Origin of the sequence: Pantoea sp. paga (assembly GCF_007558755.1) — a bacterium.
In the GTDB taxonomy this organism is placed as follows: domain Bacteria; phylum Pseudomonadota; class Gammaproteobacteria; order Enterobacterales; family Enterobacteriaceae; genus Pantoea; species Pantoea agglomerans.
In genome coordinates, this window is record NZ_VLTF01000002.1 from 431,117 (window position 1) to 453,482 (window position 22,366).

The 22,366-nt window shown below is 56.9% G+C and carries 24 protein-coding genes; 14 read left to right on the plus strand and 10 right to left on the minus strand.

Annotated features, from left to right (window positions below):
• The first annotated feature begins 179 nt into the window (after positions 1 to 179).
• Positions 180 to 935: a histidine utilization repressor gene (gene hutC, locus FOV68_RS07695; RefSeq protein WP_010254300.1), complete on the plus strand. Its 756-nt coding sequence runs from the start codon at positions 180 to 182 to the stop codon at positions 933 to 935.
• Positions 936 to 1,106: 171 nt separating this feature from the next.
• Here the strand turns inward: hutC and FOV68_RS07700 are convergent, their stop codons facing one another.
• Together FOV68_RS07700 and FOV68_RS07705 are read right to left on the minus strand one after the other, a co-directional pair.
• Positions 1,107 to 1,670, minus strand: coding sequence for a HutD family protein (locus tag FOV68_RS07700; protein ID WP_031591725.1), 564 nt, complete (start codon positions 1,668 to 1,670; stop codon positions 1,107 to 1,109).
• Positions 1,667 to 3,022: a formimidoylglutamate deiminase gene (locus tag FOV68_RS07705; RefSeq protein ID WP_143990575.1), complete on the minus strand. Its 1,356-nt coding sequence runs from the start codon at positions 3,020 to 3,022 to the stop codon at positions 1,667 to 1,669. Before FOV68_RS07705 ends, FOV68_RS07700 begins: the two co-directional genes overlap by 4 nt.
• Before the next feature lie 81 nt (positions 3,023 to 3,103).
• On the opposite strand from FOV68_RS07705, the gene hutI reads away from it, so the two are divergent.
• Together hutI and hutG are read left to right on the plus strand one after the other, a co-directional pair.
• Positions 3,104 to 4,321, plus strand: coding sequence for an imidazolonepropionase (gene hutI / locus FOV68_RS07710; protein ID WP_137227866.1), 1,218 nt, complete (start codon positions 3,104 to 3,106; stop codon positions 4,319 to 4,321).
• Positions 4,318 to 5,109, plus strand: coding sequence for an N-formylglutamate deformylase (hutG, locus tag FOV68_RS07715; protein WP_069025989.1), 792 nt, complete (start codon positions 4,318 to 4,320; stop codon positions 5,107 to 5,109). Before hutI ends, hutG begins: the two co-directional genes overlap by 4 nt.
• Here the strand turns inward: hutG and FOV68_RS24320 are convergent.
• On the minus strand, positions 5,096 to 5,230 hold the full coding sequence (locus FOV68_RS24320) for a hypothetical protein (RefSeq protein WP_255473644.1): 135 nt from the start codon (positions 5,228 to 5,230) through the stop codon (positions 5,096 to 5,098). The two genes, hutG and FOV68_RS24320, sit on opposite strands and share 14 nt — an antisense overlap.
• A gap of 194 nt (positions 5,231 to 5,424) precedes the next feature.
• Between FOV68_RS24320 and FOV68_RS07720 the strand changes: the two genes are divergently transcribed.
• The 5 genes from FOV68_RS07720 to hutH are packed head-to-tail and all read left to right on the plus strand — an operon-like array spanning position 5,425 to position 10,056.
• Positions 5,425 to 6,273 (plus strand): transporter substrate-binding domain-containing protein, encoded by an 849-nt coding sequence (locus FOV68_RS07720; protein WP_031591733.1) that lies wholly within the window; start codon positions 5,425 to 5,427, stop codon positions 6,271 to 6,273.
• A 12-nt stretch (positions 6,274 to 6,285) separates the two neighbouring features.
• Positions 6,286 to 7,005: an ABC transporter permease gene (locus FOV68_RS07725; RefSeq protein WP_010254310.1), complete on the plus strand. Its 720-nt coding sequence runs from the start codon at positions 6,286 to 6,288 to the stop codon at positions 7,003 to 7,005.
• A gap of 8 nt (positions 7,006 to 7,013) precedes the next feature.
• Positions 7,014 to 7,745: an ABC transporter permease gene (locus FOV68_RS07730; RefSeq protein WP_010254311.1), complete on the plus strand. Its 732-nt coding sequence runs from the start codon at positions 7,014 to 7,016 to the stop codon at positions 7,743 to 7,745.
• Positions 7,746 to 7,747: 2 nt separating this feature from the next.
• Entirely contained in the window at positions 7,748 to 8,542 is a 795-nt protein-coding gene (locus FOV68_RS07735) for an ABC transporter ATP-binding protein (protein WP_022625980.1), read from the plus strand.
• Positions 8,539 to 10,056 carry a histidine ammonia-lyase gene (hutH, locus tag FOV68_RS07740; protein ID WP_031591734.1) on the plus strand — a complete coding sequence of 506 codons (1,518 nt, stop codon included), beginning with the start codon at positions 8,539 to 8,541 and terminating at the stop codon, positions 10,054 to 10,056. The genes FOV68_RS07735 and hutH overlap by 4 nt, the downstream gene beginning before the upstream one ends.
• Positions 10,057 to 10,059: 3 nt before the next feature.
• On the opposite strand, the gene FOV68_RS07745 is transcribed toward hutH, so the two are convergent.
• Positions 10,060 to 10,692 (minus strand): flavin reductase family protein, encoded by a 633-nt coding sequence (locus FOV68_RS07745; RefSeq protein ID WP_022625978.1) that lies wholly within the window; start codon positions 10,690 to 10,692, stop codon positions 10,060 to 10,062.
• A 141-nt stretch (positions 10,693 to 10,833) separates the two neighbouring features.
• On the opposite strand from FOV68_RS07745, the gene rlmF reads away from it, so the two are divergent.
• Entirely contained in the window at positions 10,834 to 11,766 is a 933-nt protein-coding gene (gene rlmF, locus FOV68_RS07750) for a 23S rRNA (adenine(1618)-N(6))-methyltransferase RlmF (protein WP_031591737.1), read from the plus strand.
• Positions 11,767 to 12,081: 315 nt separating this feature from the next.
• On the opposite strand, the gene glnQ is transcribed toward rlmF, so the two are convergent.
• The 5 genes from glnQ to rhtA form a co-directional block, all read right to left on the minus strand.
• Entirely contained in the window at positions 12,082 to 12,804 is a 723-nt protein-coding gene (gene glnQ, locus FOV68_RS07755) for a glutamine ABC transporter ATP-binding protein GlnQ (RefSeq protein WP_010254327.1), read from the minus strand.
• Entirely contained in the window at positions 12,801 to 13,460 is a 660-nt protein-coding gene (gene glnP, locus FOV68_RS07760) for a glutamine ABC transporter permease GlnP (protein WP_022625976.1), read from the minus strand. The genes glnQ and glnP overlap by 4 nt, the downstream gene beginning before the upstream one ends.
• A 78-nt stretch (positions 13,461 to 13,538) precedes the next feature.
• Positions 13,539 to 14,285 carry a glutamine ABC transporter substrate-binding protein GlnH gene (gene glnH / locus FOV68_RS07765; protein ID WP_010254333.1) on the minus strand — a complete coding sequence of 249 codons (747 nt, stop codon included), beginning with the start codon at positions 14,283 to 14,285 and terminating at the stop codon, positions 13,539 to 13,541.
• A gap of 319 nt (positions 14,286 to 14,604) precedes the next feature.
• A complete protein-coding gene (gene dps / locus FOV68_RS07770) occupies positions 14,605 to 15,108 on the minus strand; it encodes a DNA starvation/stationary phase protection protein Dps (RefSeq protein WP_031591741.1) in 504 nt (167 codons plus the stop codon).
• A 326-nt stretch (positions 15,109 to 15,434) separates the two neighbouring features.
• Positions 15,435 to 16,349: a threonine/homoserine exporter RhtA gene (rhtA, locus tag FOV68_RS07775; RefSeq protein WP_010254339.1), complete on the minus strand. Its 915-nt coding sequence runs from the start codon at positions 16,347 to 16,349 to the stop codon at positions 15,435 to 15,437.
• A gap of 368 nt (positions 16,350 to 16,717) precedes the next feature.
• On the opposite strand from rhtA, the gene ompX reads away from it, so the two are divergent.
• Positions 16,718 to 17,230, plus strand: coding sequence for an outer membrane protein OmpX (ompX, locus tag FOV68_RS07780; protein WP_010254344.1), 513 nt, complete (start codon positions 16,718 to 16,720; stop codon positions 17,228 to 17,230).
• A gap of 241 nt (positions 17,231 to 17,471) precedes the next feature.
• On the opposite strand, the gene FOV68_RS07785 is transcribed toward ompX, so the two are convergent.
• On the minus strand, positions 17,472 to 17,663 hold the full coding sequence (locus tag FOV68_RS07785) for a hypothetical protein (RefSeq protein WP_029518943.1): 192 nt from the start codon (positions 17,661 to 17,663) through the stop codon (positions 17,472 to 17,474).
• A gap of 253 nt (positions 17,664 to 17,916) precedes the next feature.
• Here FOV68_RS07785 and mntR point away from each other — a divergent pair, with 253 nt between their 5' ends.
• From mntR to FOV68_RS07805, 4 genes are all read left to right on the plus strand, one after another.
• On the plus strand, positions 17,917 to 18,375 hold the full coding sequence (mntR, locus tag FOV68_RS07790) for a manganese-binding transcriptional regulator MntR (protein WP_010254350.1): 459 nt from the start codon (positions 17,917 to 17,919) through the stop codon (positions 18,373 to 18,375).
• A gap of 20 nt (positions 18,376 to 18,395) precedes the next feature.
• The gene (locus FOV68_RS07795; RefSeq protein ID WP_022625975.1) at positions 18,396 to 19,505 is read left to right on the plus strand and encodes an SLC13 family permease; all 1,110 of its coding nucleotides are present in this window, start codon (positions 18,396 to 18,398) and stop codon (positions 19,503 to 19,505) included.
• Between the two features lie 150 nt (positions 19,506 to 19,655).
• Positions 19,656 to 20,801, plus strand: coding sequence for an HlyD family secretion protein (locus FOV68_RS07800; RefSeq protein WP_010254357.1), 1,146 nt, complete (start codon positions 19,656 to 19,658; stop codon positions 20,799 to 20,801).
• A complete protein-coding gene (locus tag FOV68_RS07805; RefSeq protein WP_010254360.1) occupies positions 20,798 to 22,366 on the plus strand; it encodes a DHA2 family efflux MFS transporter permease subunit in 1,569 nt (522 codons plus the stop codon). Before FOV68_RS07800 ends, FOV68_RS07805 begins: the two co-directional genes overlap by 4 nt.

Sequence of the window (22,366 nt, forward strand, 5' to 3'; positions counted from 1 at the left end):
GGCCGATCACAAAAATCGATTGCCCGCCGGCTGCGGGTTGACTATTTAGCGCTACTCAGAGCCTGCACCATCAGGATGCGCAGGCTGCACCATTGGGGCGCCGTGCACCGTACTGGATGTATATACATTCACACGGTGAGACAGTAAACTTAGGGGACTTTCAGCATAAGGAACAGCAAATGGTTGAGCATACGGCACTGGCACAACTGGCGGCGGCAATGAGCGATGAGCCTGCCCCGATTTATCAGCGGGTGAAGCAGGCCATCGTCAGCCAGATCCGTGAAGGGTTGTGGAAAGCGAATCAGCGTGTGCCATCAGAAAGTGAACTGGTGAATGAACTGGGCGTCAGCCGCATGACCATTAACCGGGCGCTGCGTGAACTCACCAGCGAAGGCTTTCTGGTGCGGATGCAGGGCGTCGGAACCTTCGTGGCAGAGATGAAAGGCTACACCGCCATGCTGGAGGTGCATAATATCGCCGATGAGATCGCTCAGCGCGGCCACCAGCACAGCTGCAAAATCCTCGCCATCGGCCAGGACAAAGCCGATCCTGAGCAGGCGGCGGTGCTGGGACTGACCACCGGGCAGACGCTCTATCATTCGCTGATTGTGCATTACGAAAATGATCTGCCGGTGCAACTGGAGGACCGTCTGGTCAATCCGCTGGTCGCACCCGATTACCTGACGCAGGATTATCAGCAGATGACGCCTTACACCTATCTGATGCGCGTCGCGCCGCTGACGGCGGGCGAGCACATTGTTGAAGCGGTGTTGCCCGATGCGCGTCAGCGTAAACATCTGTCGGTGGATGAGCACGAACCCTGCCTGCTGATTCGCCGTCAGACCTGGAGCGACACTAAAATCGTGACCTATGCGCGGCTGCTCTATCCTGGCTCACGTTACAAATTACTGGGCCGCTTCAGGGGACACGGTTAAGAGCCGAGCCCATCAGGCTATTTTATTTGTCAGTCTGAACCTGGGCAGAGCTCACACAGGCTGCTTTAGCAACCTGAACGCCCGTCAGGGCGGCCCTGAAGGGGCGAGCGCAGCGAGTCATCCTCACGGACTACGTGTACTACGGATTGTTCCGCGCTGTCCGTGTCCAGACTACCTGCAACAATTACGCCTGCTGGGATAGGCTCTAAGACGGGTAAACAGCAGCCGGGCATCGGTATCGCACGGGCTGAGTTCTGTTTCTTCATCGACCCACCACGCGCCCTGTTGCGCGGTCAGCCGTTCCCCGTCAGCCGTCTGCCAGGCGCCAGCCAGCACCCAGGCAATGCCATGCAGAGAGCTGACCGGCGTGGTCACCACCTCCACCGTTGCCTGCCATTCCCCACGCCGCGTCATGACATTAAAATCTTCGCTGACGCTGCCCTGCAGCTTTGCCGTTAAGGCGAGTTCGCCGGCAAACGCCCAGGGCTGTTGAGGCGTCAGTAAGTGCTGCACGCCCGGCGCGGTCAGCAACACCGGATCGCCATGTAGCAGGGTAATCACCCGATCAATGTCAGGAAAGGCAGAGAAGGGACCATCCTGCGCCAGCGTCGCAATGCTGGCGCGCCAGCCGAAACGCTCCGCGCCGGGTGGAAAGCTGATGATTTCACGGGTTTCGCCGCCGCCGTTGCGCCAGCGGCTGACCGCCAGCTCCGGGTACGTGAACCGGGCGATCATCGCAGCGCCTCCATCGCCTGAGCAAAACGGGCGGCACACGCCGTCTGGTGCGGATGCACCCCATCTTCAACCACGGCTTTACCCGCCACATAAACGTCCCGAATCTGATCGCGCTGCCCGGCAAAGAGCCAGCGGTTTAGTACGGCGTGCGACCCGACGCTGCCGAGCCACGCCTCATCCCGCAGCACCAGCCAGTCGGCACGTTGTCCCACTGCCAGCTTGCCCTGCTGAATGCCACACGCCTGCGCACCGCCCGCTGCTGCCTGTTGCCACAGCAGATCGCCTACCGACGGCTGGCCGGGCAGGGTAATCCGGTTGCGACGCTGGTCGCGCAGTCGCTGAGCATACTCCAGCCAGCGCAGCTCCTCCTGGGCGCTCAGCGAGACGTGACTGTCAGAGCCGATGCCCCAGCGTCCGCCCTGCGCGATGTACTCCACTGCCGGAAAGATGCCGTCACCGAGGTTGGCTTCGGTGGTCGGGCAGAGACCCGCTACTGCGCCGCTGCGGGCGAGACGCGCCAGCTCACTCTCATCCAGATGGGTGGCGTGGATCAGGCACCAGCGCGCATCCACCTCAAAGCGGTTCAGCAGCCAGGCCACCGGACGCTCGCCGCTCCACGCCAGCGAGTCATTCACCTCTTTCTGCTGTTCAGCCACATGGATATGTATCGGCAGCGTCGGATCACTGGCCGCCAGCACGTCCTGCATCTGGCTTTCACTCACCGCCCGCAGTGAATGGAAACAGAGGCCACGGTTCAGCAGTGGTCTTTGCTGCTGGCACGCATCAAGCCGCGCCTGCTGTTGCAGATAGCGGTCGGTCTGCTGGATAAAACGCTTCTGACCCGCCGACGCAGGCTGGCTGCCGAAGCCGCTGTAGGTGTAGAGCACCGGTAGCAGCGTCTGGCCGATACCGGCGATCTCCGCCGCTTCAATCAGCTGTTGCAGCATCGCATCATCACTGTAGGGCGCACCCTGTGTGTCATGGTGCAGGTAGTGAAACTCTGCCACCTGGGTGTAGCCGCCTTTCAGCATCTCGATGTAGAGCAGGGCGGCAATATCGCCCACCTGTTGCGGCGTCAGGCGCTGCACCATGCGGTACATCAGATCCCGCCACGTCCAGAAACTGTCCTGAGGATCGCCCGCTACTTCAGCCAGACCCGCCATGGCACGCTGGAAGGCGTGCGAGTGCAGGTTGGCGATTGCCGGGATCACCTCGCCGTTGAGCCGGATAGCCTGATCTGCGTGGCTATCCGGGGTAATGGAGTCGATAAAACCGGCCTGATTGACCGTGATACGTACCTGCTGCTGCCAGCCCTCCGCCAGCAGTGCACGCGAGGCAAAAAAAGTCGCCATGGTTGATCCTCATCGGATGTGGTTGTATATACATATACATACTTTGAGGCACAGTGTAAACGGCGGAGGCATGAGGCAGCGATGGCAGAAGAGATGCGCGTAGAGACGGTGTGGACCGGGGCTGACCTGGTCACCATGCGTGACGGAAAGTACCATCTTATCCCCCAGGGCGCGCTGGTGGTGCGGGCGGGCAGGCTGGTGTGGGTCGGGCCGCAGGCGGAGATGCCCGCGTTCGTCGCCGATCAGCATCATCATCTGCCGGGCGGCATCGTGACCCCGGGACTGGTGGATTGTCATACTCACCTGGTGTTTGGCGGCGACCGCAGCCAGGAGTTTGAGCAGCGCCTGAATGGCGTCAGCTATGCAGAGATTGCCGCGCAGGGCGGTGGCATCCTCTCAACCGTGCGCGCTACCCGCGCCGCCACTGAAGAGGAACTGGTTGCATCGGCTCGCTGGCGGCTTAACCGCCTGCTGGCCGAGGGCGTCACCACCGTGGAGATCAAGTCCGGCTATGGCCTGGATGAAGAGAGCGAACTGCGGATGCTGCGGGCGATTCGCCAGCTGGGAGAGAGCGTAGCCGCTGACGTGCGCGCCACCTGTCTGGCGGCACATGCTTTTCCGCCGGAGTTTAAGCACGACCCGGATGGCTGGGTCGATATCATCTGCGAACGGCTGCTGCCGCAGGTGCAGGCACTGGGACTTGCGGATGCGGTGGATGCGTTCTGCGAGCATCTCGCCTTTTCACCGCAGCAGGTGGCGCGAGTGTTTGATCGGGCAGTGGCGCTGGACATGCCGGTGAAACTGCATGCGGAGCAGCTCTCGGCGTCAGGTGGCGCAGCACTGGCGGCCCGCTATGGGGCGCTCTCTGCCGACCACCTTGAATATGCCACCGAGGAGGATGCCAGAGCGATGGCACAGCATGGCACCGTGGCGGTTCTGCTGCCTGGTGCATTTTATCTGCTGCGGGAGACGCAGCGTCCGCCGGTGGATCTCTTCCGGCGTTATGGCGTGCCGATGGCGCTGGCCAGCGATGCCAATCCCGGCACCTCGCCTGCGCTGTCGCTGCGTCTGATGCTTAATATGGGCTGCACCCTGTTTGGCATGACGCCGGAAGAGGCGCTGGCGGGCGTCACGCTCTGGGGGGCAAAAGCGCTGGGGCTGGCTGACAGTCACGGCTCGCTGGAGGCGGGAAAAGTGGCGAACTTCGTTCACTGGCCGCTGGCCCGTCCGGCAGAACTGGTTTACTGGCTGGGTGGTGAACTGCCCTGTACCGTTATCTATCGTGGAGAACCGCAATGAACCCTTTCCATTTTACCCAGGGCAGTCTGCCGCTGCTGGTCAGCATTCCCCACGCCGGTACCGAGCTGACGCCCGACGTGGAAGCCGGATTGAGTGAGGCCGCGCGCGGCTTACCCGACACCGACTGGCATATTCCGCTGCTGTATGATTTTGTGCGTGATCTCGGGGCCAGCGTGTTAATCGGGCGCTACTCCCGCTTTGTGGTCGATCTCAATCGCCCGCCCGATAACCAGCCGCTCTACACCAGCGCCACCACCGGCCTGTTCCCGGAAACCCTGTTCGACGGCACACCGACCTTTGCGCCAGGCAAAACACCCGACGACACGGTGCGTCAGGGCTACATCGATCAGATCTGGCAGCCCTATCATCAGCAGATTCAACAGGAGCTGGCGCGGCTCAAAGCGCAGCATGGCTATGCGCTGCTGTTTGACGCCCACTCTATCGCCAGTGAAATTCCCCGCCTGTTTGACGGCCGCCTGCCCGATATCAACATTGGCACCAACGACGGCGCAAGCTGCACGCCAGCAATGAGTGCGGCGCTGGAGGCCGTGTGCGCGGCGCAGAACGACTACAGCTGGGTGATTAACGGGCGCTTTAAAGGCGGTTACATCACCCGTGCATACGGTCAGCCGCAGCAGCAGATTGAGGCGGTCCAGCTGGAGCTGGCGCAGCTCAACTACATGGATGAAACCCCACCTTACGCCTGGCAGCAGGCGCGTGCCGCCCGGTTGCAGAACGTGCTTAAGGCACTGATCCACGCCATGCTGGTGCAGGCTAAACCGCAATAAAACTCACCAGAGCGATGCGCCACTCCGGTGCATCGCTGCCCTGATTAAGTGCAGCGGCGGGCAGGTCGCCTGCCAGCTCCCATACTCCCGCCGCTTTTTTCCGCCTCTGCAGAGCTGGCATAACCTTTGCTTGGTTGTATGTACAAGTGCAGCAGCGCCTCCATCTGCGTAATAAATTCTGTCTGGCTCACAAAACGATAAAGCCGGCAATGAACTGCGCTGCGTTAACTTGTATATACATGACATATCATCCTGTGAAATTTATGTTAAATCTCGTCAGGACGATCACCAGGCCGCTACTTTCAGGAGAACCGTATGACGCACCCTCTGACTCTTCGTCGTTTATGTCTCACTACGCTGGTTTCCAGCCTGCTGCTCTGTGGCGTCAGCGCCCAGGCCAAAGAGTGGAAGTCGATCACCATTGCCACCGAAGGCAGTTATGAACCCTGGAACCTCACCCTGCCAGGCGGCAAGCTGGGCGGTTTTGAACCGGAGCTGATGGCCGATCTCTGCCAGCGCATGGCGATACAGTGCAAGCTGGTGGTACAGAACTGGGATGGAATGATCGCCGGTCTGAATGCCGGAAAATATGACGTGATCATGGATGCAATTGTGATCACCCCCGATCGCAAGAAAGTGATCAATTTCACCGTGCCCTACGCCTCAACGCCCGCCACCTTCATCACGGTGAAAGGATCGTTGCTGCCTGCCGACAGTAAGATCATCAAACTCACCGACGATGAGAAAACCGTGGAGCCTGCCATCGCACCCCTGAAAGCGGCGCTGAAGGGCAAAACCATTGGTATCGCCTCCGGCACCGTCTACACGCCGTTTATCGACAAGTACTTCAAAGAGGTGGCGGATGTCCGGGAATACACCAGCTCAGCAGATGCGATCCTCGATTTGCAGGCGGGGCGTATTGACGCGGTGTTTGACGATGTGACCTTTGCGCAGTCGATGCTGGCGCGACCGGATAACCGTAACCTCAGCTTTAGCGGACCGCAACTGGGCGGCCCAATCTGGGGTGAGGGCGAGGCGATGGGCGTGCGCATGGCAGACAACGATCTGAAAGCCCGGCTGGATCAGGCGATCAAAGCCGCGCTGGCCGATGGCACAGTGAAAAAGCTGAGCGAGAAGTGGTTCAAAACTGACGTCACACCCTGAGTGAGGTAACTGATGATAAGCCTGCTGAGTTTTGGCCCGGAGGGCTGGGGACGATTGATTCTGAGTGCCACGCTGACGACGTTGCTGCTCTCATTTGCCGCGCTGCTGGTCGGTGCGGTGGTGGGATCGGGCGTCGCCGCTGCAAAGTTATCCCCGCACCGCGCGGTGCGCTGGGCAGGGGAAGGCTACTCGGTGATCTTTCGTGGCATCCCTGAGCTGCTGGTGATCTACCTGTTCTACTTCGGCGGATCGGGATTGATCACGCAGATCGGACAACTGTTTGGCGCGGACGGGTTTATCGAAGCGCCGCCGTTTCTGATCGGGGCGCTGGCCATCGGGCTTATTTCCGGCTCTTACCAGGCGGAAGTTTATCGTGCCGCACGGCTGGCCCTGGCGAAAGGGGAGATCGAAGCCGCTGTTGCTATTGGTATGCCGCGCTGGCGCATCCGGCAACGCATCCTGCTGCCGCAGGTGGCGCGCTATGCGCTGCCCGGCCTGTCAAACGTCTGGCAGATGAGTCTGAAAGACTCGGCGCTGGTGTCAGTGACCGGCATTGTCGAGCTGATGCGGGCCAGCCAGATTGCGGCCGGCTCCACCCGTGATTACTTCTCCTTTTATCTGGTGGGCGGTGCCTGTTATCTGCTGCTGACGCTGCTGTCGAACCGCGCCTTTCTGCGGGCTGAATCCCGTCTTGGTCGCGCCTGGCAAAGCCGCACCGCTGCACAGCATTAAGGAGACTTATGATCGATTTTGCGTTCCTCACTGACACCTTCCTGAAACTTAGCGCCGCGTTGCCGGTTACGCTGGGCCTGTTTATCAGCGCCTTTCTGTGTGGTGGCGTGCTGGCGGTGGGTATTCTGGCGCTGCGCATGAGCCGCTGGCGTCTGCTGAGTGCTTTTGCCCGTGGCTACATTCTGGTGTTTCGCGGCTCGCCGCTGATGATCCAGCTGTTCCTGATCTACTACGGCCTTGGGCAGTTTGGTGTGATCCGGCACAGTCTCTTCTGGCCGTTTCTGCGTGAGCCCTTTACCTGTGCGGTGCTGGCGTTGTCGCTCTGCACCGCCGCCTACACCGCAGAGATCCTGCGCGGCGCGCTGCTGGCTGTGCCGCCCGGTCAGGTGGAGGCGGGGATGGCGTGCGGCATGTCGCGCGGGCTGCTACTGCGGCGCATTATCGCGCCGGTGATGCTGCGTTATGCGCTGCCCGCGTACTCCACCGAGGCGATTCTGCTGGTGAAATCGACCGCGCTGGCCAGTCTGGTCACGGTCTGGGATGTCACCGGAGTGGCGCAACAGATTATCCAGCGTACTTACCGCACTATGGAGGTGTTTCTCTGTGCGGCGGCGATCTACCTGATCCTCAACTTCATCATTGTGCAACTCTATGCCCTGCTGGAGCGGCGCCTGACGCCGGTTCATAAACCGGAAAAAAAGCCGTTACCGGCCGCTAAGCCGATTCCTGGAGGAAAATAAACATGTCTGAACTGCCACCCGTCACGCTGTCGGCCAGCGATATCCATAAATCCTTTGGCGCCATGGAGGTGCTGAAAGGCATCTCGCTGCAGGCGCACCAGGGCGATGTTATCTCAATACTCGGTGCCAGTGGCTCGGGCAAAAGTACGCTGCTGCGCTGCATTAATCTGCTTGAGACACCTGATGCGGGCGTGGTCAGCGTGGGCGGTGAAACCATTGAGATGAAGCGCCATGCCCGGGGACACCAGCTGGCGGCTAATCCGCGTCAGATTGAGCGGTTGCGCTCCCGTCTCGGCATGGTGTTTCAGAGCTTTAACCTCTGGTCGCACCTGACCGTGCTGCAAAATGTCATTGAAGGGCCGCACTACGTCCTCAAGCGCGATAAAAAAGCCTGTATTGCCCAGGCGGAACAGCTGCTGGATCGGGTCGGTCTGCTGAATCGCAAAGATTTCTATCCCGCCCAGCTTTCAGGCGGTCAGCAGCAGCGGGTGGCGATTGCCCGGGCGCTGGCAATGGACCCGGAGGTGATGCTGTTTGATGAGCCAACTTCGGCACTCGATCCGGAACTGGTGGGCGAGGTGCTGAAGGTCATGCGCAGCCTGGCGGAAGAGGGCCGCACCATGCTGGTAGTGACTCATGAGATGGGTTTTGCCCGCAACGTCTCTAACCGGGTGGTGTTTATGCATCAGGGCACCATTGATTGTCAGGGCACGCCAGAGGCGATGTTCGGCGAGGCGGGATCGGCGCGCTTTAAGCAGTTTATCTCCAGTCATCATCAGGTGGAGCCGGTGGTATGAGTGACGTGATACGTCAGACGCTGGTCTGGGGCGATGGCCCGCTGAAATGGCAGGCGCTGGTGCAGGTCGCCCGGCACGGTGCCACCCTGACGCTGAGCGACAGTGCCTGGCAGCGAATTGCGCAGAGCCGTGAAATCGTCGGGAATATCGTGGCGGCGGGGCAGGTGGCTTACGGCATCAATACCGGGCTGGGGGCGTTGTGCAACATCACCCTGTCTGAAGATGAACTGAGCCAGCTGTCGCGCAATACCCTGCTGAGCCATGCCTGTGGCGTCGGGCCGGTGCTGGCAAAACCCGAGGTCCGCGCCATTCTTTGCGCTGCGATTGCGAACTACAGCCACGGAAAATCAGGTGTTTCAGTGGCGCTGGTGCAGCAGCTACTGGCGCTGCTAAACCTGCAGATTACCCCACAGGTACCGTCACAGGGATCGGTGGGATATCTGACCCACATGGCGCATATCGGCCTGGCGATGATTGGCATCGGCGAGGTGGAGTGGCAGGGCGAAATCGTTCCGGCGCAGCAGGCGCTGGCCCAGGCGGGATTAGTCCCTTACCGGCCTGGTGCCAAAGAGGGGCTGAGCCTGGTCAACGGCACGCCCTGCATGACTGGCTTAGCCTGTCTGGCGCTGGACGATGCCGAACGTCTGCTGGACTGGGCAGACGTCACCGGTGCGATGAGCTTTGAAGCGCTGCGCGGTCAACTGGTGGCGTTTGACCCTGAGGTGCTGGCACTGAAGGCCAGCCCGGGGATTCAGCGCAGCGGCGAACGTCTGCGCCAGTTGCTGAGTGACAGCCCGCTGCTGAAAGCCAGCGTTGGCATCCGGACTCAGGATGCGCTGAGTCTGCGCTCGATGCCGCAGGTGCACGGCGCCTGTCGCGATCAGTTTAGTCACGCTGTCCGTCAGGTGGAGACCGAACTCAACGCCTGTACCGACAATCCGCTGGTGCTGGGGACGCCGCAGGCCTGGCGTGTGGTGTCACAGTCTAATCCGCATGGCGAGTCGGTGGCAATGGCCTGCGACCTGCTGGCGATTGCGATGGCGGAGCTGGGCAGCATCGCCGAGCGACGGCTTGATCGGTTGGTGAATCCGCTGGTCAGCGGCCTGCCGCCGTTTCTGGTGGCCGAGCCGGGCGTGAATTCCGGCATGATGATTGCGCAGTACGTGGCGGCGTCACTCTGCGCGGAGAACCGTCAGCTGGCGCAGCCTGCGGTGCTTGATAACTATGTCACTTCAGGATTACAGGAGGATCATCTGAGCCTCGGCACCGGCTCGGCGCTGAAGCTGCTGAAACTGGTCAGCAATGTTGATCACATTATCGCGATTGAGTATCTGCTGGCGGCGCAGGCGCTGGAGTTTCACGGTGAATCACAGCTGGCAGCAGGCACGCGGCGCGCCTGGCAGCATTTGCGGCAGGTTGTTGAGCGCTGGCAGCAGGATCGCTGGCTGGCACCCGACATCGCCTGCGCGGTAGCTCAGATTAAAGCGCACCGGGCCGATGCGCTTGTGGGGTGAGGATTACCTGCGGCGTGCGTCCGGACGGACTAAATCAAAACGTTGCGCTTCGCTGATGCCGTAATAGGCGCTGGGGCCGCCCGCGCGCAGAATCGGCTCGGCTTTAGCGGTCTGATAAATGCCCTCTTCCAGCAGCGATTCATCGATGTGAATCGCCACCGCTTCCCCCAGCACCAGCCAGCTGTCGATCAGATTGCCGCTGGCATCCTGGAGCTGAATCAGTTGCGTCAGGCGGCACTCGAAGTTGACCGGGCTCTCTGCCACCAGACTGGCGCTGACCTGAGAAGCTGCCAGCGGCGTTAAACCGGCAAAGGCGAACTCATCCTGATCGGCAGGCAGCGAGGCGGAACTTTCGTTCATCGCTTCCGCCAGCGGACGGGTCGCCAGGTTCCAGACAAACTCTTTGGTCTCAGCAATATTTCTCACGCTGTCTTTCCAGCCGCTGCTGGCGAAACCGATAATCGGCGGATGATAGTTGAAGCAGTTAAAGAAGCTGTAAGGTGCCAGATTGTGCTGGCCGCTGCTGCTCACTGAGCTAATCCAGCCGATCGGACGCGGCCCGATAATGGCGTTCAGCGGATCGTGCGGCAGACCGTGACCAGCACGGGGTTGATAGGAATAGCGTTTCCGGGTCATAACTTCTCCAGCAGGGAATTTTATTTATCTTAGCCCGACAGCATCGCCCGACGGAATCGGAAAGAGGTAAGCGGATGGTGCGGGTTTATTTTCCGCCGCCTACAGCGTATTGTACGCGCGCCTGAATAATTGAGAGAACGTATGAAAAAGTCAGCCAGCACGTCGCCCTTCCACGCCCGCAATCGCCATCAGGGCGAATACGATTTTGCCGCGTTAACCGCTGCCCATCCGCCGCTGAAAGCCAAAGTCCGGCCCAATGGATATGGCGTGCAGTCCGTGGATTTCGCGGACCCGGAGGCGGTGATGCTGCTGAACCAGGCGCTGATCAAACTATTTTACGACATCGACTGGCAGCTGGCTCCCGGCTCACTTTGCCCGCCCGTGCCGGGACGCGCCGATTATCTGCACTACCTTGCCGATCTGCTGGCGCTGGATAACAACGGCGTAATCCCGACGGCGGACGTTCTGGATATCGGCTGCGGCGCAAACTGCATCTATCCGCTGATTGGCGCGGCAGAATATGGCTGGCGCTTTACCGGCACCGAAGTCGATGAAGCCGCCATCAAAGCCGCTAACCGCATTGTTGCGGCCAATCCGCGTCTGACGCGCCAGATCCGTCTGCGTCGTCAGAAAAACAGCGATGCAGTGCTGGCTGGTGTGGTCAGTAAAACTGAATTTTTCAGTGCAGTGATGTGTAACCCGCCATTCCACGCCTCGGCAGAAGAGGCGGTATCGGGATCGCAGCGTAAGGTCCGCAATCTCGGACTGGATAAGAGTGCGCCGCTCAACTTTGGCGGCCAGCACAATGAGCTGTGGTATCCCGGTGGCGAAAAAGGTTTTATCGGCAAGATGATCGCCGAGAGCGTGGCGTTTAGTCGTCAGATCGGCTGGTTTACCTCGCTGGTGTCGCGCAAAGAGAACTTACCGGCGCTGGAAAAACAGCTGCAGGCGCTCGACGTGGCGGAGATGCGCGTGGTTAATATGGCGCAGGGTCAGAAGCAGAGTCGCTTCCTGGCGTGGAGTTTTATGCCTGCCGCCCAGCGCACTAAACTGCTGAGTCGCCTGGGGAACTAAGGTATCGCTTTACATGGGTAACAGGTGTATCTGTGGGCGAAGAGTAAAATAGAACGGGCCGCGATGCGGCCCGTTTTGATTGTTGACAACGCCCGACTCGGTGGAGGTAAGACCGAGCTGGCACAGGGAACCCGGTCAGATCGGAAAGACGCAAAGGCTGTCATCCATGACACGCTCGGCCCGCGCCGTCCCTGGCGCGGGACGCTTTCCTCTTCTGACCGGGTTCCCTGTGCTTCGGGTTTATTCGTGGCTGCCAGATTTACCCTGGTTTGGATTGTCATCAGTTTTAACGGGCCGCGATGCGGCCCGTTTTGATCAGGAGACGTGCTGCAGGAATTCGCGCAGACGCTCGCTCGGTGGGTTGCTGATCAGGCTGTCAGGATCGCCATCTTCCGCAATCCGGCCTTTATCGATAAAGATCAGCCGTGAAGCCACCTTCTGTGCGAAGCCTACTTCGTGCGTCACAATCACCATCGTCATGCCTTCTTCCGCCAGATCCTGCATCACCTTCAGCACTTCGTGACGCAGTTCCGGGTCGAGCGCTGAGGTTGGCTCATCAAACAGCATCATCTTCGGCTTAACTGCCAGCGCACGGGCAATCGCCACGCGCTGCTGCTGACCGCCGGAAAGCTCAGACGGGAAGTGGTGCGCGCGCTCGGCGAGGCCCACTTTGCCCAGCAGCTCACGCGCCAGCTGGCGTGCCGCCTCTTTGCTGGCACCGCGCACACGGATAGGACCAAAGGCGACGTTATCCAGCGCACTCATCTGTGGGAACAGATGAAACTGCTGAAACACCATGCCCGCTTCCTGACGAATCAGGCGGTCGTCGACTTTCGGGTCATTGACGCGCAGACCATCAACAATCAGTTCGCCACTGGTGATCTCTTCCAGCTTGTTAATGCAACGCAGCAGGGTTGATTTACCGGAACCGGATGGGCCGATAATCACCACCACTTCGCCCTGGTTAATCTTCAGGTCGATATTGTGCAGCACCTGGGTCTGGCCAAAATGCTTGGAGACATCTTTAAATTCAATCACAGGATTTTCACCCTTTTCTCAATGCGGCGCAGCACAAAGCTCAACACCAGCGTAATAACCAGATAGATAATCGCGACGGCGCTCCAGATTTCCAGCGCGCGGAAGTTACCGGCAATAATCTCCTGACCCTGACGGGTCAGTTCAGCCACACCAATAACGATAAACAGCGAAGTATCTTTGATGCTGACAATCCACTGGTTGCCCAGCGGTGGCAGCATACGGCGCAGCGCCAGCGGCATAATCACGTAGCGCAGCGTCTCGCGGCTCGACAGGCCAAGCGCCAGTCCGGCTTCGCGGAAGCCCTTGTTGATCGACAGCACGGCACCACGGGTAATCTCGGCAATGTAAGCGCCGGAGTTAATCATGATGGTCACCACCGCCGCGCTGAAGGGATCAATACGCAGGTCGGGGAACGCCATCGGCAAAGCAAAATAGATAAACATCACCTGCACCACGATAGGGGTGCCGCGAATGATTTCGATAAACACCAGTGCGATGTTATTGGTGATCCAGCCACCGTAAGCGCGGGCAAAGCCCGCTACCAGGCCGATGAAGAGGCCGCCAACCAATCCAATAATTGAGATAATTAAGGTCAGTTTAGCGCCTTCAAGCAGCGCTGGCATGGCGGGCCAGATGACGCTCCAGTCAAACTCCATGGTGTCACTCCAGATATGTTGCGATGGAAAAAAGCAGGGAAAAAGTTTCCCTGCTGAAATCAGATAACGGGCAAATTATTATTTAGGTTCAGTGCCAAACCATTTTTTATAGAGCGTGTTGTAGGTGCCGTTCTCTTTCAGGGTTTTCAGTGCGCCGTTTACTTTTTCACGTAAATCGTCGCTGCCTTTCGGGAAGGCGATACCATACTGCTGCGCTTCAATTGAATCGCCTACCGCTTTAAAGCGGCCTTTACCGGCGGTATGGATGAAGTAAAGGATGTTTGGCGTGTCGTGCAGCACGGCGTCCGCACGGTTGGTGCCCAGCTCCATATAGGCGCTGTCGATATTCGGGAACTGACGCAGATCTTTGGATTTGATGTTGGCTTTCGCGTATTCCACGGAGCCGGTGCCGCTTTTCACTGCGACCACTTTACCGTTCAGATCGCTGATGCCTTTGATGTCGTTTTCATTGTTACGCACCATCACCTGCAGACCGCTTTTGTAATAGCCGTCAGAGAACTCAATCGCTTTTTTACGTTCTTCGGTAATGGTGATACCCGCCAGTGCCAGATCGACATTGCGCGTTTGCAGTGCAGGGATAATGCCGCTGAAGTCCATTGGCTTCAGGGTGTAATCGAGCTTCAGCTCTTTCGCAATGGCATCCCACAGATCCACATCGAAGCCGACATATTTATCACCTTGTTTAAATTCAAACGGAACAAAGGCGGTATCCGTGGCGACGACCAGCTTCTTGTCTGCTGCAGTGGAAGAGAGAGAGAAGGCCAGCGCCAGCGCGGCCACAGAAACTTTTAACAGTGACTTCATCATTTTTCCTTTTTTTACTACCAGGCGGCAGGGCCTGCGTTTGCGGCTTGTCATATGAAAGAATTATGCCAACTTTGCAAAATCCGCGAAATCAGAGAGTTAAATAACATAGCTGACACGATTTTGCAGTTAATTCTGCCATTGCACCAGTTTGGTGCTCAGTTTTGGTGCAGGTGGCTGTTTTGGTGCAAGCGGTAGTGTGCCTCAGATGTTAAGGCTGTGAAGCGGAGGAGGGAAGAACTGTTAACAGGGTCATAAAAATGCGGTAACACAGACGTAAAAAAGGCGGGTTTCCCCGCCTGACAGACTGCATTGAGTCTTATTCGATGTTCGCTTCGATAAACCACAGGAATTTATCAAGGTCACGTGATGCCGCAGTGAAGATGTCAGCGGTATCTTCGTCTTTCACTTCAGTGATCGCTTTACGGGTGTCATTCGCGACAACGCTGTAACGGTCTGCCAGCGCTTTCAGATGATCCTGAACGCTATGGATATTCAGCGGATAGCTCTTCAGCGGAGTCGTATCGTTAACGACCTGCGTGGTGCCCAGCGCCACGCCACCCAGCTGAACCACACGCTCGGCAATAGTATCCTGATGATCGGTAATCGCGGTGCGGAAACCGTCCAGCATCTCATGCACACCGATAAAATTAGCACCGCGCATGTTCCAGTGCGCCTGCTTAGTGATCAATGACAGGTCAATAAACTCGACTACCATACGGTTTAACACCGCGATGGTGGCTTTTTTATCGTCTTCGGCCACATCATTACGGGTATAAATCAGGTCAGAAGATTTAGTTTTAACCAATTTAGCGGTACTCATCGTTTCAGTCCTCTCTTTGATGGTTGTCCTAATCAAGTACCGGATAAGTATAGCAGCGCTTTTCAGCTTTGCAGAAACGACTTTGTCGATGGATGAAATAGCGTGCGTCTTTAGTCAAAGCAGAGCTGGGTTAAGAAGGTTAATGCCATGTTAAAATATAAAATCAAATAAATAGCTATTTAAATCATGTTGTTATTCTATTATGTAAATAACTGGTAAGTGTCTGTTTCAAAATAGGCAGCGCAGGAAGGAGCGAAGATTAAGAATAATTCTCACGATGAGCATGATTATTATTTAGCCCCGCCGGCAGGCGGGGCGGATAGCGTTTATTTTTGGATATCGTCTGATAATTCAACGCTGTTTAACTGACTCTTTTTCGGCCGCATGGTCAGCGTTGAACCTGCCGAGGCGATGATGATCGCCAGCAGCGCCAGCCACTGTAGCCCGGTCAGGGTTTCCCCCAGAAACAGCATGCCGGAAAAGGCAGCCATGGCGGGTTCCAGACTCATCAGCGTGCCAAAGATGCGCGCCGGTAAGCGGGTGAGGGCGATCATCTCCAGCGAATAGGGAATGGCGCTGGAGAGCAGGGCAACCAGCAACGCGATCGGCATAACGGCCCATGTCCAGATGCCACTTTCTGCGAACGTCAGCCCCAGCGGTACAAAAATCACCGAGGCAATCAGCGACCCGATAGCCACTGTCGCCGGGCCATGTTCTGCGCCTGCCCGCTGTCCTGCCAGGATATAGATGGCCCAGCAGGCGCCTGCACTCACTGCCAGCGCAGCGCCCAGCGGATCAATCGCAGTCATGCCTGTGCCAAAAGGCAGCAGGAACCACAGACCAATCACGGCCAGTAACACCCAGACAAAATCGAGAGGCCGGCGCGATCCAAATAGCGCCAGCGCCAGCGGGCCGGTAAATTCCAGTCCCACCGCCACACCCAGCGGCACGGTACGAATCGCCAGATAGAACGTGAAATTCATTGTGCCCAGCGCCAGTCCATACATCAGGAGTGGCAGACGTTGTTCCCGGCTAAAGCGTAAACGCCAGGGTTTGAAGATAATACAGAGTATCAGGGTGCCAAAGCCCAGGCGCAGCGCGGTGATGCCGGTAGCGCCAACGGCAGGAAACAGGCTTTTCGCCAGCGAAGCACCGCCCTGAAGCGAGAGCATCGCAATCAGCAGTACGGCAATCGGCATCACTATCGGGGCAAGGTTTTTAGAAGCGGGAGAGGCAGACATCCTGTGTACTTTTCCTGGTCATCAACGTAATGAGTCAGCCAGTGTAAAGGAAATAGCAGGCAAAAAATCACGAAATGGGGTTTTAAATTTGTCTCAACTGCGCGATTTTTGGCCACAATCAGGGCCATTTAGGTAAAGAAATGTCAGGTTTTTTTAGGATTTAACTTAAAGAACGAAATGAGCACAAAATGATTATTGCAGAAAGATGACGGATTTTATAAGAAAAATGAATGACATAGGTTGTCGCATTAACTTCCTGTTACACCAAACATTCTGTTAGACAACAAAATCCGGGCAGAGTTTCTCGCTATTTTTTGTTATATTTTCAGCGTTGTCAGGAGAGAAGTATTTTCACATTTGAGGTGGTTATGAAAAAAATTGCATGTCTTTCAGCATTAGCCTGTGTACTGGCAGTATCTGCAGGTTCAGCAATGGCACAGAGCACCGTAACTGGTGGCTATGCTCAGAGCGACTATCAGGGCGTAGCTAACAAAGCTAACGGCTTCAACCTGAAATACCGCTACGAAGACGGTTCTAACCCACTGGGTTGGATCGGTTCATTCACCTACACAGAAAAAGATAACACCGATTCTGGCATTTATAACAAAGGCCAGTACTACGGTGTGACCGGTGGTCCTGCTTTCCGTCTGAATGACTGGGCAAGCATCTACGGTGTTGTGGGTATCGGCTACGGTAAATTCCAGCAGAACGATACTTCATCACGCGATAAAACTGATTCAAGCGACGTAGGTTTCTCTTACGGCGCAGGTCTGCAGTTTAACCCAGTTCAGGACTTCGCAGTTGACGTGGGTTACGAGCAGAGCCGTATCCGTAACGTTGACGTTGGCACCTGGATTGCTGGCGTAGGTTACAGCTTCTAAGTTTAGCTTAGCTGACCTGCAAAAAAACGGCCCCCGGTGGGCCGTTTTTTATTGTGCTGATTTTACTGACCCCTTTCACGTGTCTGCACGTTTCCCGACTTTTCCGGATAGCTGTAGCCGATCAGCCGCCATGCTGGTTGATACCGCAGGACATATTGATTCGAAGGGGAAACAGGAAAAAGAGAGAGCAGAAAGGGAGAGTGCGCCTCTCAGCCAGCGACTGAAAGGCATAGAATCAGGCTTAGCCGCGCCAGATCAGATTCTGACAGCGACGATCGTCAGACTTATGGCCCAGCAGTTTTTCCAGCAACATCAGACGCAGTGTGAACGGTGAACGCGTCAGCAGGCACAGCCAGGATTTCATCTCCGTGGTTGTTTTCTTCTCAGCCTGGAAGCATTTGCTGCAATCTAAGCAACATTTCAGGGTGCTCATAGAATCACCTCCCAATCATTGTCGACGCGGTAGTCAGCAGCCTGCGGTGAGAAGCGTCATCATCACCGGAGCAACAGAGGATCACCAGGGATCGCTCTTTTGCTGCTTACATTATCGTCAAATATAGCACTGGCTATATCCTTTAGCCAAGGCTAATGACGAAAAATTTGAGCTTCTTTGCGGCTGGTTTACAATGAGCGCAGCTAAATCCGTACAGCAGTGACAGTACGGGAAAAAATAATGAGGAAGCTGAATGAGTCGTCGTGCTAAAAGCGTGGTTTCTGCGCCAAAAGGACCACTGAAAGATATTGAAGAGCATGTCGAAGGTTTTCGGCAGGTGCGGGAAGCGCATCGTCGGGAATTAATTGATGACTACGTTGAGTTAATCTCTGATTTGATCGGTGAATTTGGCGAAGCGCGTCAGGTCGATATGGCGGCCCGCCTGGGTGTTTCGCAACCGACCGTAGCGAAAATGCTGAAGCGGCTTGGCAGTGCCGGGCTGGTTGAGCAGGTGCCTTACCGCGGTGTCTTTCTGACCGGTGAAGGGGAGAAACTGGCAGAGGAGAGCCGCGCCCGTCATCACATTGTGGAAAGTTTTCTGCTGGCGTTAGGCATCAGTCCCGAAACTGCCCGACGTGATTCAGAAGGTATTGAGCATCACGTCAGTGATGAAACGCTGGCCGTATTTAAGAAATTCTCCGAAACCCGCTAACGCTAAGGCGTACCTTCATCATGCCTCAACTGCTTCGATCTTTTTTGCATGACTCTGTTTTGCATTTATTAATCGTGATTGGTGTAGTTCTGGCATTTCTGGCGGATTTTCGCTGGGCCGATCTGCCCGGTGCCGTAGACTGGCATACCATTATTACGCTCACCGGATTGTTGATCCTGACCAAAGGGCTGGAAACCAGTGGCTACTTTGACGTGCTGGGGGGACGACTGATTGCGCGTTTCCGGCACGAACGTGCGCTGGCGCTGTTTATGGTGCTGGCTGCTGCGTTGCTCTCTACGTTTCTGACCAATGATGTGGCGCTGTTTATTCTGGTGCCGCTGACGCTGACGCTGCGAAAGTTCTCTCACTTACCCATCTCGCGACTGATCATCTTCGAGGCGCTGGCGGTCAATGCCGGATCCCTGCTGACGCCAGTCGGCAACCCGCAAAACATTCTGCTGTGGAGCCACGGCAAATTAAGCGTTGTCGCGTTTATTGTTCAGATGCTGCCGCTGGCCGCCTGGCTGCTGCTTAGCCTGATGGTATTAACCTGGTTCAGCTTTTCAAAGCGGTCGATTGATAAGCATGACAACCCGGAACAGCCGCAGTGGCAGAAGCCGCTGTTTATTGTCAGCGTGGTGTTATACCTGCTGTTTATCGCCGGCCTGGAGCTGGAAATCACCGGTTGGGTCCTGCTGCTGATTCTTGCTACTTTCCTGGTGATGGCGCGTCCGGTGCTGCTGCGCATCGACTGGAGCCTGCTGGCGGTGTTTATCGCCATGTTTATTGACGTCTTCCTGATGACGCGTCTGCCGGTGATGCAGGCTCACTTTGATGCGGTTTCTCATTTCGGTCAGGGGCAGCTCTACCTGCTGGCGATTGGTCTGTCACAGGTGATCAGCAACGTCCCGGCGACGATTCTGCTGCTGCAGAAAGTCCCGCCTGGCGATGTGCTGGCCTGGGCGGTCAATATTGGCGGATTCGGCCTGCTGCCGGGTTCGCTCGCTAACCTGATTGCCCTGCGTATGGCGAAAGATCGGGCCGTCTGGTGGCATTTCCATCTCTTTTCTCTCCCTCTGCTTGCCTGGTCGATGGCCAGCGGCTGGCTGCTGTTGCGGCTGCTCAATTAGGCCCGACGCATCCTGCTACCCGCCACAGGTGGCAGGATGTGCGCCATTTCTCAAGTTTCGTAAAGTTGCGCTGGATTTTGTCAGTTTCCGATATAAGGTTAACAGGACCTTTATGCCCGGGAATTAGGGCCTTAGCCAGTGATGGGAACTATGAGCGAGAATAACCAACGCGATCCACACCAGCAGGACGCAGAGAATGCGACGGATAAAAACCGTCAGTCAGAGGAAAATCAGGACAACGACCAGCAGCCTGAGCGTAAACGCCCCGGTAAAAAGCCGCTGATTATTCTGGCGGTAGTGGTGGTGATTATGCTGATTGTCGGCTTCTGGTTCTGGTTCACTACCCGCAATATTGAAACCACCGACGACGCCTTTACCGAAGGCGATGCCGTTACCATTGCGCCTAAAGCCTCCGGCTATGTCGTGAAGCTGCTGGTGAAAGATAACCAGCGGGTGAAGAAGGGCGATCTGCTGGTGGAGATCGATCCCAGCGACAATCGTGCCCAGCGTGAACAGGCTAATGCGCAGCTCGGTTTAGCTGTCGCACAGCTACATCAGGCGCAGGCTCAGCTGGCACTGTCAAAGGTACAGTATCCGGCACAGCGCGATCAGGCGCTGGCGGATCAGGCGAAAGCCGAAGCGAATCTGCTTAATGCGCAGGCGGATTATCGTCGCCAGCGCGGCGTCGACCCGCGTGCGACCAGTCAGCGTAATATCGACAGCGCGTCCGCGCAGTTACGTTCAGCGCAGGCGCAGTTACAAAGCGCGAAAGCACAGGTTGAAGTGGCGTCACAGGTTGCTCTGCAGATTCGCCAGCAGGAGACCAATGTTGAAGCGCGTCAGCAACAGGTTGAGCAGGCGAAGGCACAGTTAAGCACGGCCGATCTTAATCTCTCCTATACCCAGGTCCGTGCGCCCTATGACGGGTTTGTCACCAAGCGTAACGTGCAGCTGGGCACACTGGTGCAGGCGGGATCGTCGCTGTTTTCGCTGGTCTCGCCTGAAATCTGGGTCACCGCTAACTTCAAAGAGTCTCAGCTGCAACACATGAATCCTGGCGACAAAGTTGAAATCAGCGTCGATGCCTGGCCGGATATGAAGCTGGAAGGGCATGTCGACAGTATTCAGATGGGCTCTGGTTCACGCTTCTCGACTTTCCCGTCAGAAAACGCCACCGGTAACTATGTGAAAATCGTTCAGCGCGTGCCGGTTAAAATTGTCATCGACAAAGGCCTTGATCCAAACCATCCTCTGCCGCTGGGTCTCTCAGTTGAACCGAAGGTAACGGTGGAATGAGTACGGCGCAGAGCTGGAAACCCGCCAGTAATCCGTGGTTAGTGGCGATCACGGTCACCCTGGCGGTGTTTATGGAGATCCTCGACACCACCATTGTTAACGTGGCGCTGCCGCATATCGCCGGTTCGCTCTCCTCCAGTTACGATGAGTCAACCTGGGTGCTGACCTCCTATCTGGTGGCGAACGGAATTGTGCTGCCTATCTCTGCGTTCTTCAGCCGACTGTTTGGCCGTAAACAGTTTTTCCTGATCTGCATCGTGATGTTTACCATCTGCTCATTCCTGTGCGGCATCGCTACCGAACTGTGGCAAATCATTCTGTTCCGCGTGCTGCAGGGCTTTTTCGGTGGCGGATTGCAGCCGGTTCAGCAGTCTGTGCTGCTGGACTATTTCAAGGCGGAAGATCGCGGCAAGGCATTTGGGCTCTCCTCTATCGCCATTATTGTCGCGCCGGTGATTGGCCCGACATTAGGTGGCTGGATTACCGACAACTACAGCTGGCGCTGGGTGTTCTTTATCAACATTCCGGTCGGCGTGCTTACCGTGCTGGCGATCTATCAGCTGCTGGAAGATCCACCGTGGGAGCGTAAGTGGGCCAAAGGTAAGCTGAAGATCGACTATATCGGCATCAGCCTGATTACCTTAGGACTGGGTTGTCTGCAGGTGATGCTGGATCGCGGAGAGGATGAGGACTGGTTTGCCTCGCACTTTATCGTGCTGTTCGCCATTCTGGCGCTGATCGGCATCGTCGGTGCCATCTACTGGCTGATGTATGCCCGTAAGCCAGTGGTCGATATTCTGGTGATGAAAGACCGCAACTTCTGGGTCGCCGGCCTGTTGATGGCGGGGATGGCGATGATTCTGTATGGCAGCTCCGTAGTGCTGCCACAGCTGGCGCAGCAGGATCTGGGGTACACCGCCACCTGGTCAGGTCTGGTGCTGTCGCCTGGCGCGGTGCTGATTGTACTGACCATACCGCTGGTGCTGAAACTGATGCCGATCGTTCAGACGCGCTACATCATTGCCTTTGGCTTCAGCTGTCTGGCCGTGGCGTTTCTCTACTCCGCCACCTTAACGCCCAACGTCGATTTCACCACGCTGGTGTTGATGCGTAGCGCACAGTCAATCGGGCTGGGTTTCCTGTTTGTCCCGCTGACGACTATCGCCTTTGTCACCATTCCGCAGCGGCTTAATGCTGACGCCTCGGCGCTGTTTACCATGTTCCGTAACGTAGCCGGATCGATTGGGATTTCACTCTCGACCGCTGCCATTACCGAGCGCGAACAGGTGCGGTCGGCGCACATGGTGCATAACATGACGCCGCTGAATGAGCCGTTCAACATTACGCTTCAGCACTGGGCGCAGGCGATACGCGACTTTACCTCGGCGGTGGGCGATCCCGTCACGCTGGCAACCGGTCAGCTCTATCAGGAGATGATTGCGCAGTCGCGTATCCTCGCTTACATCGATGTCTTCTCAGGCCTGAGTATTGTCGCCCTGATTTTGATTCCATTTTGTTGGCTGCTGTCGCCGATTAAGAGCGAAGGCAGTGCAGGAGCACACTAA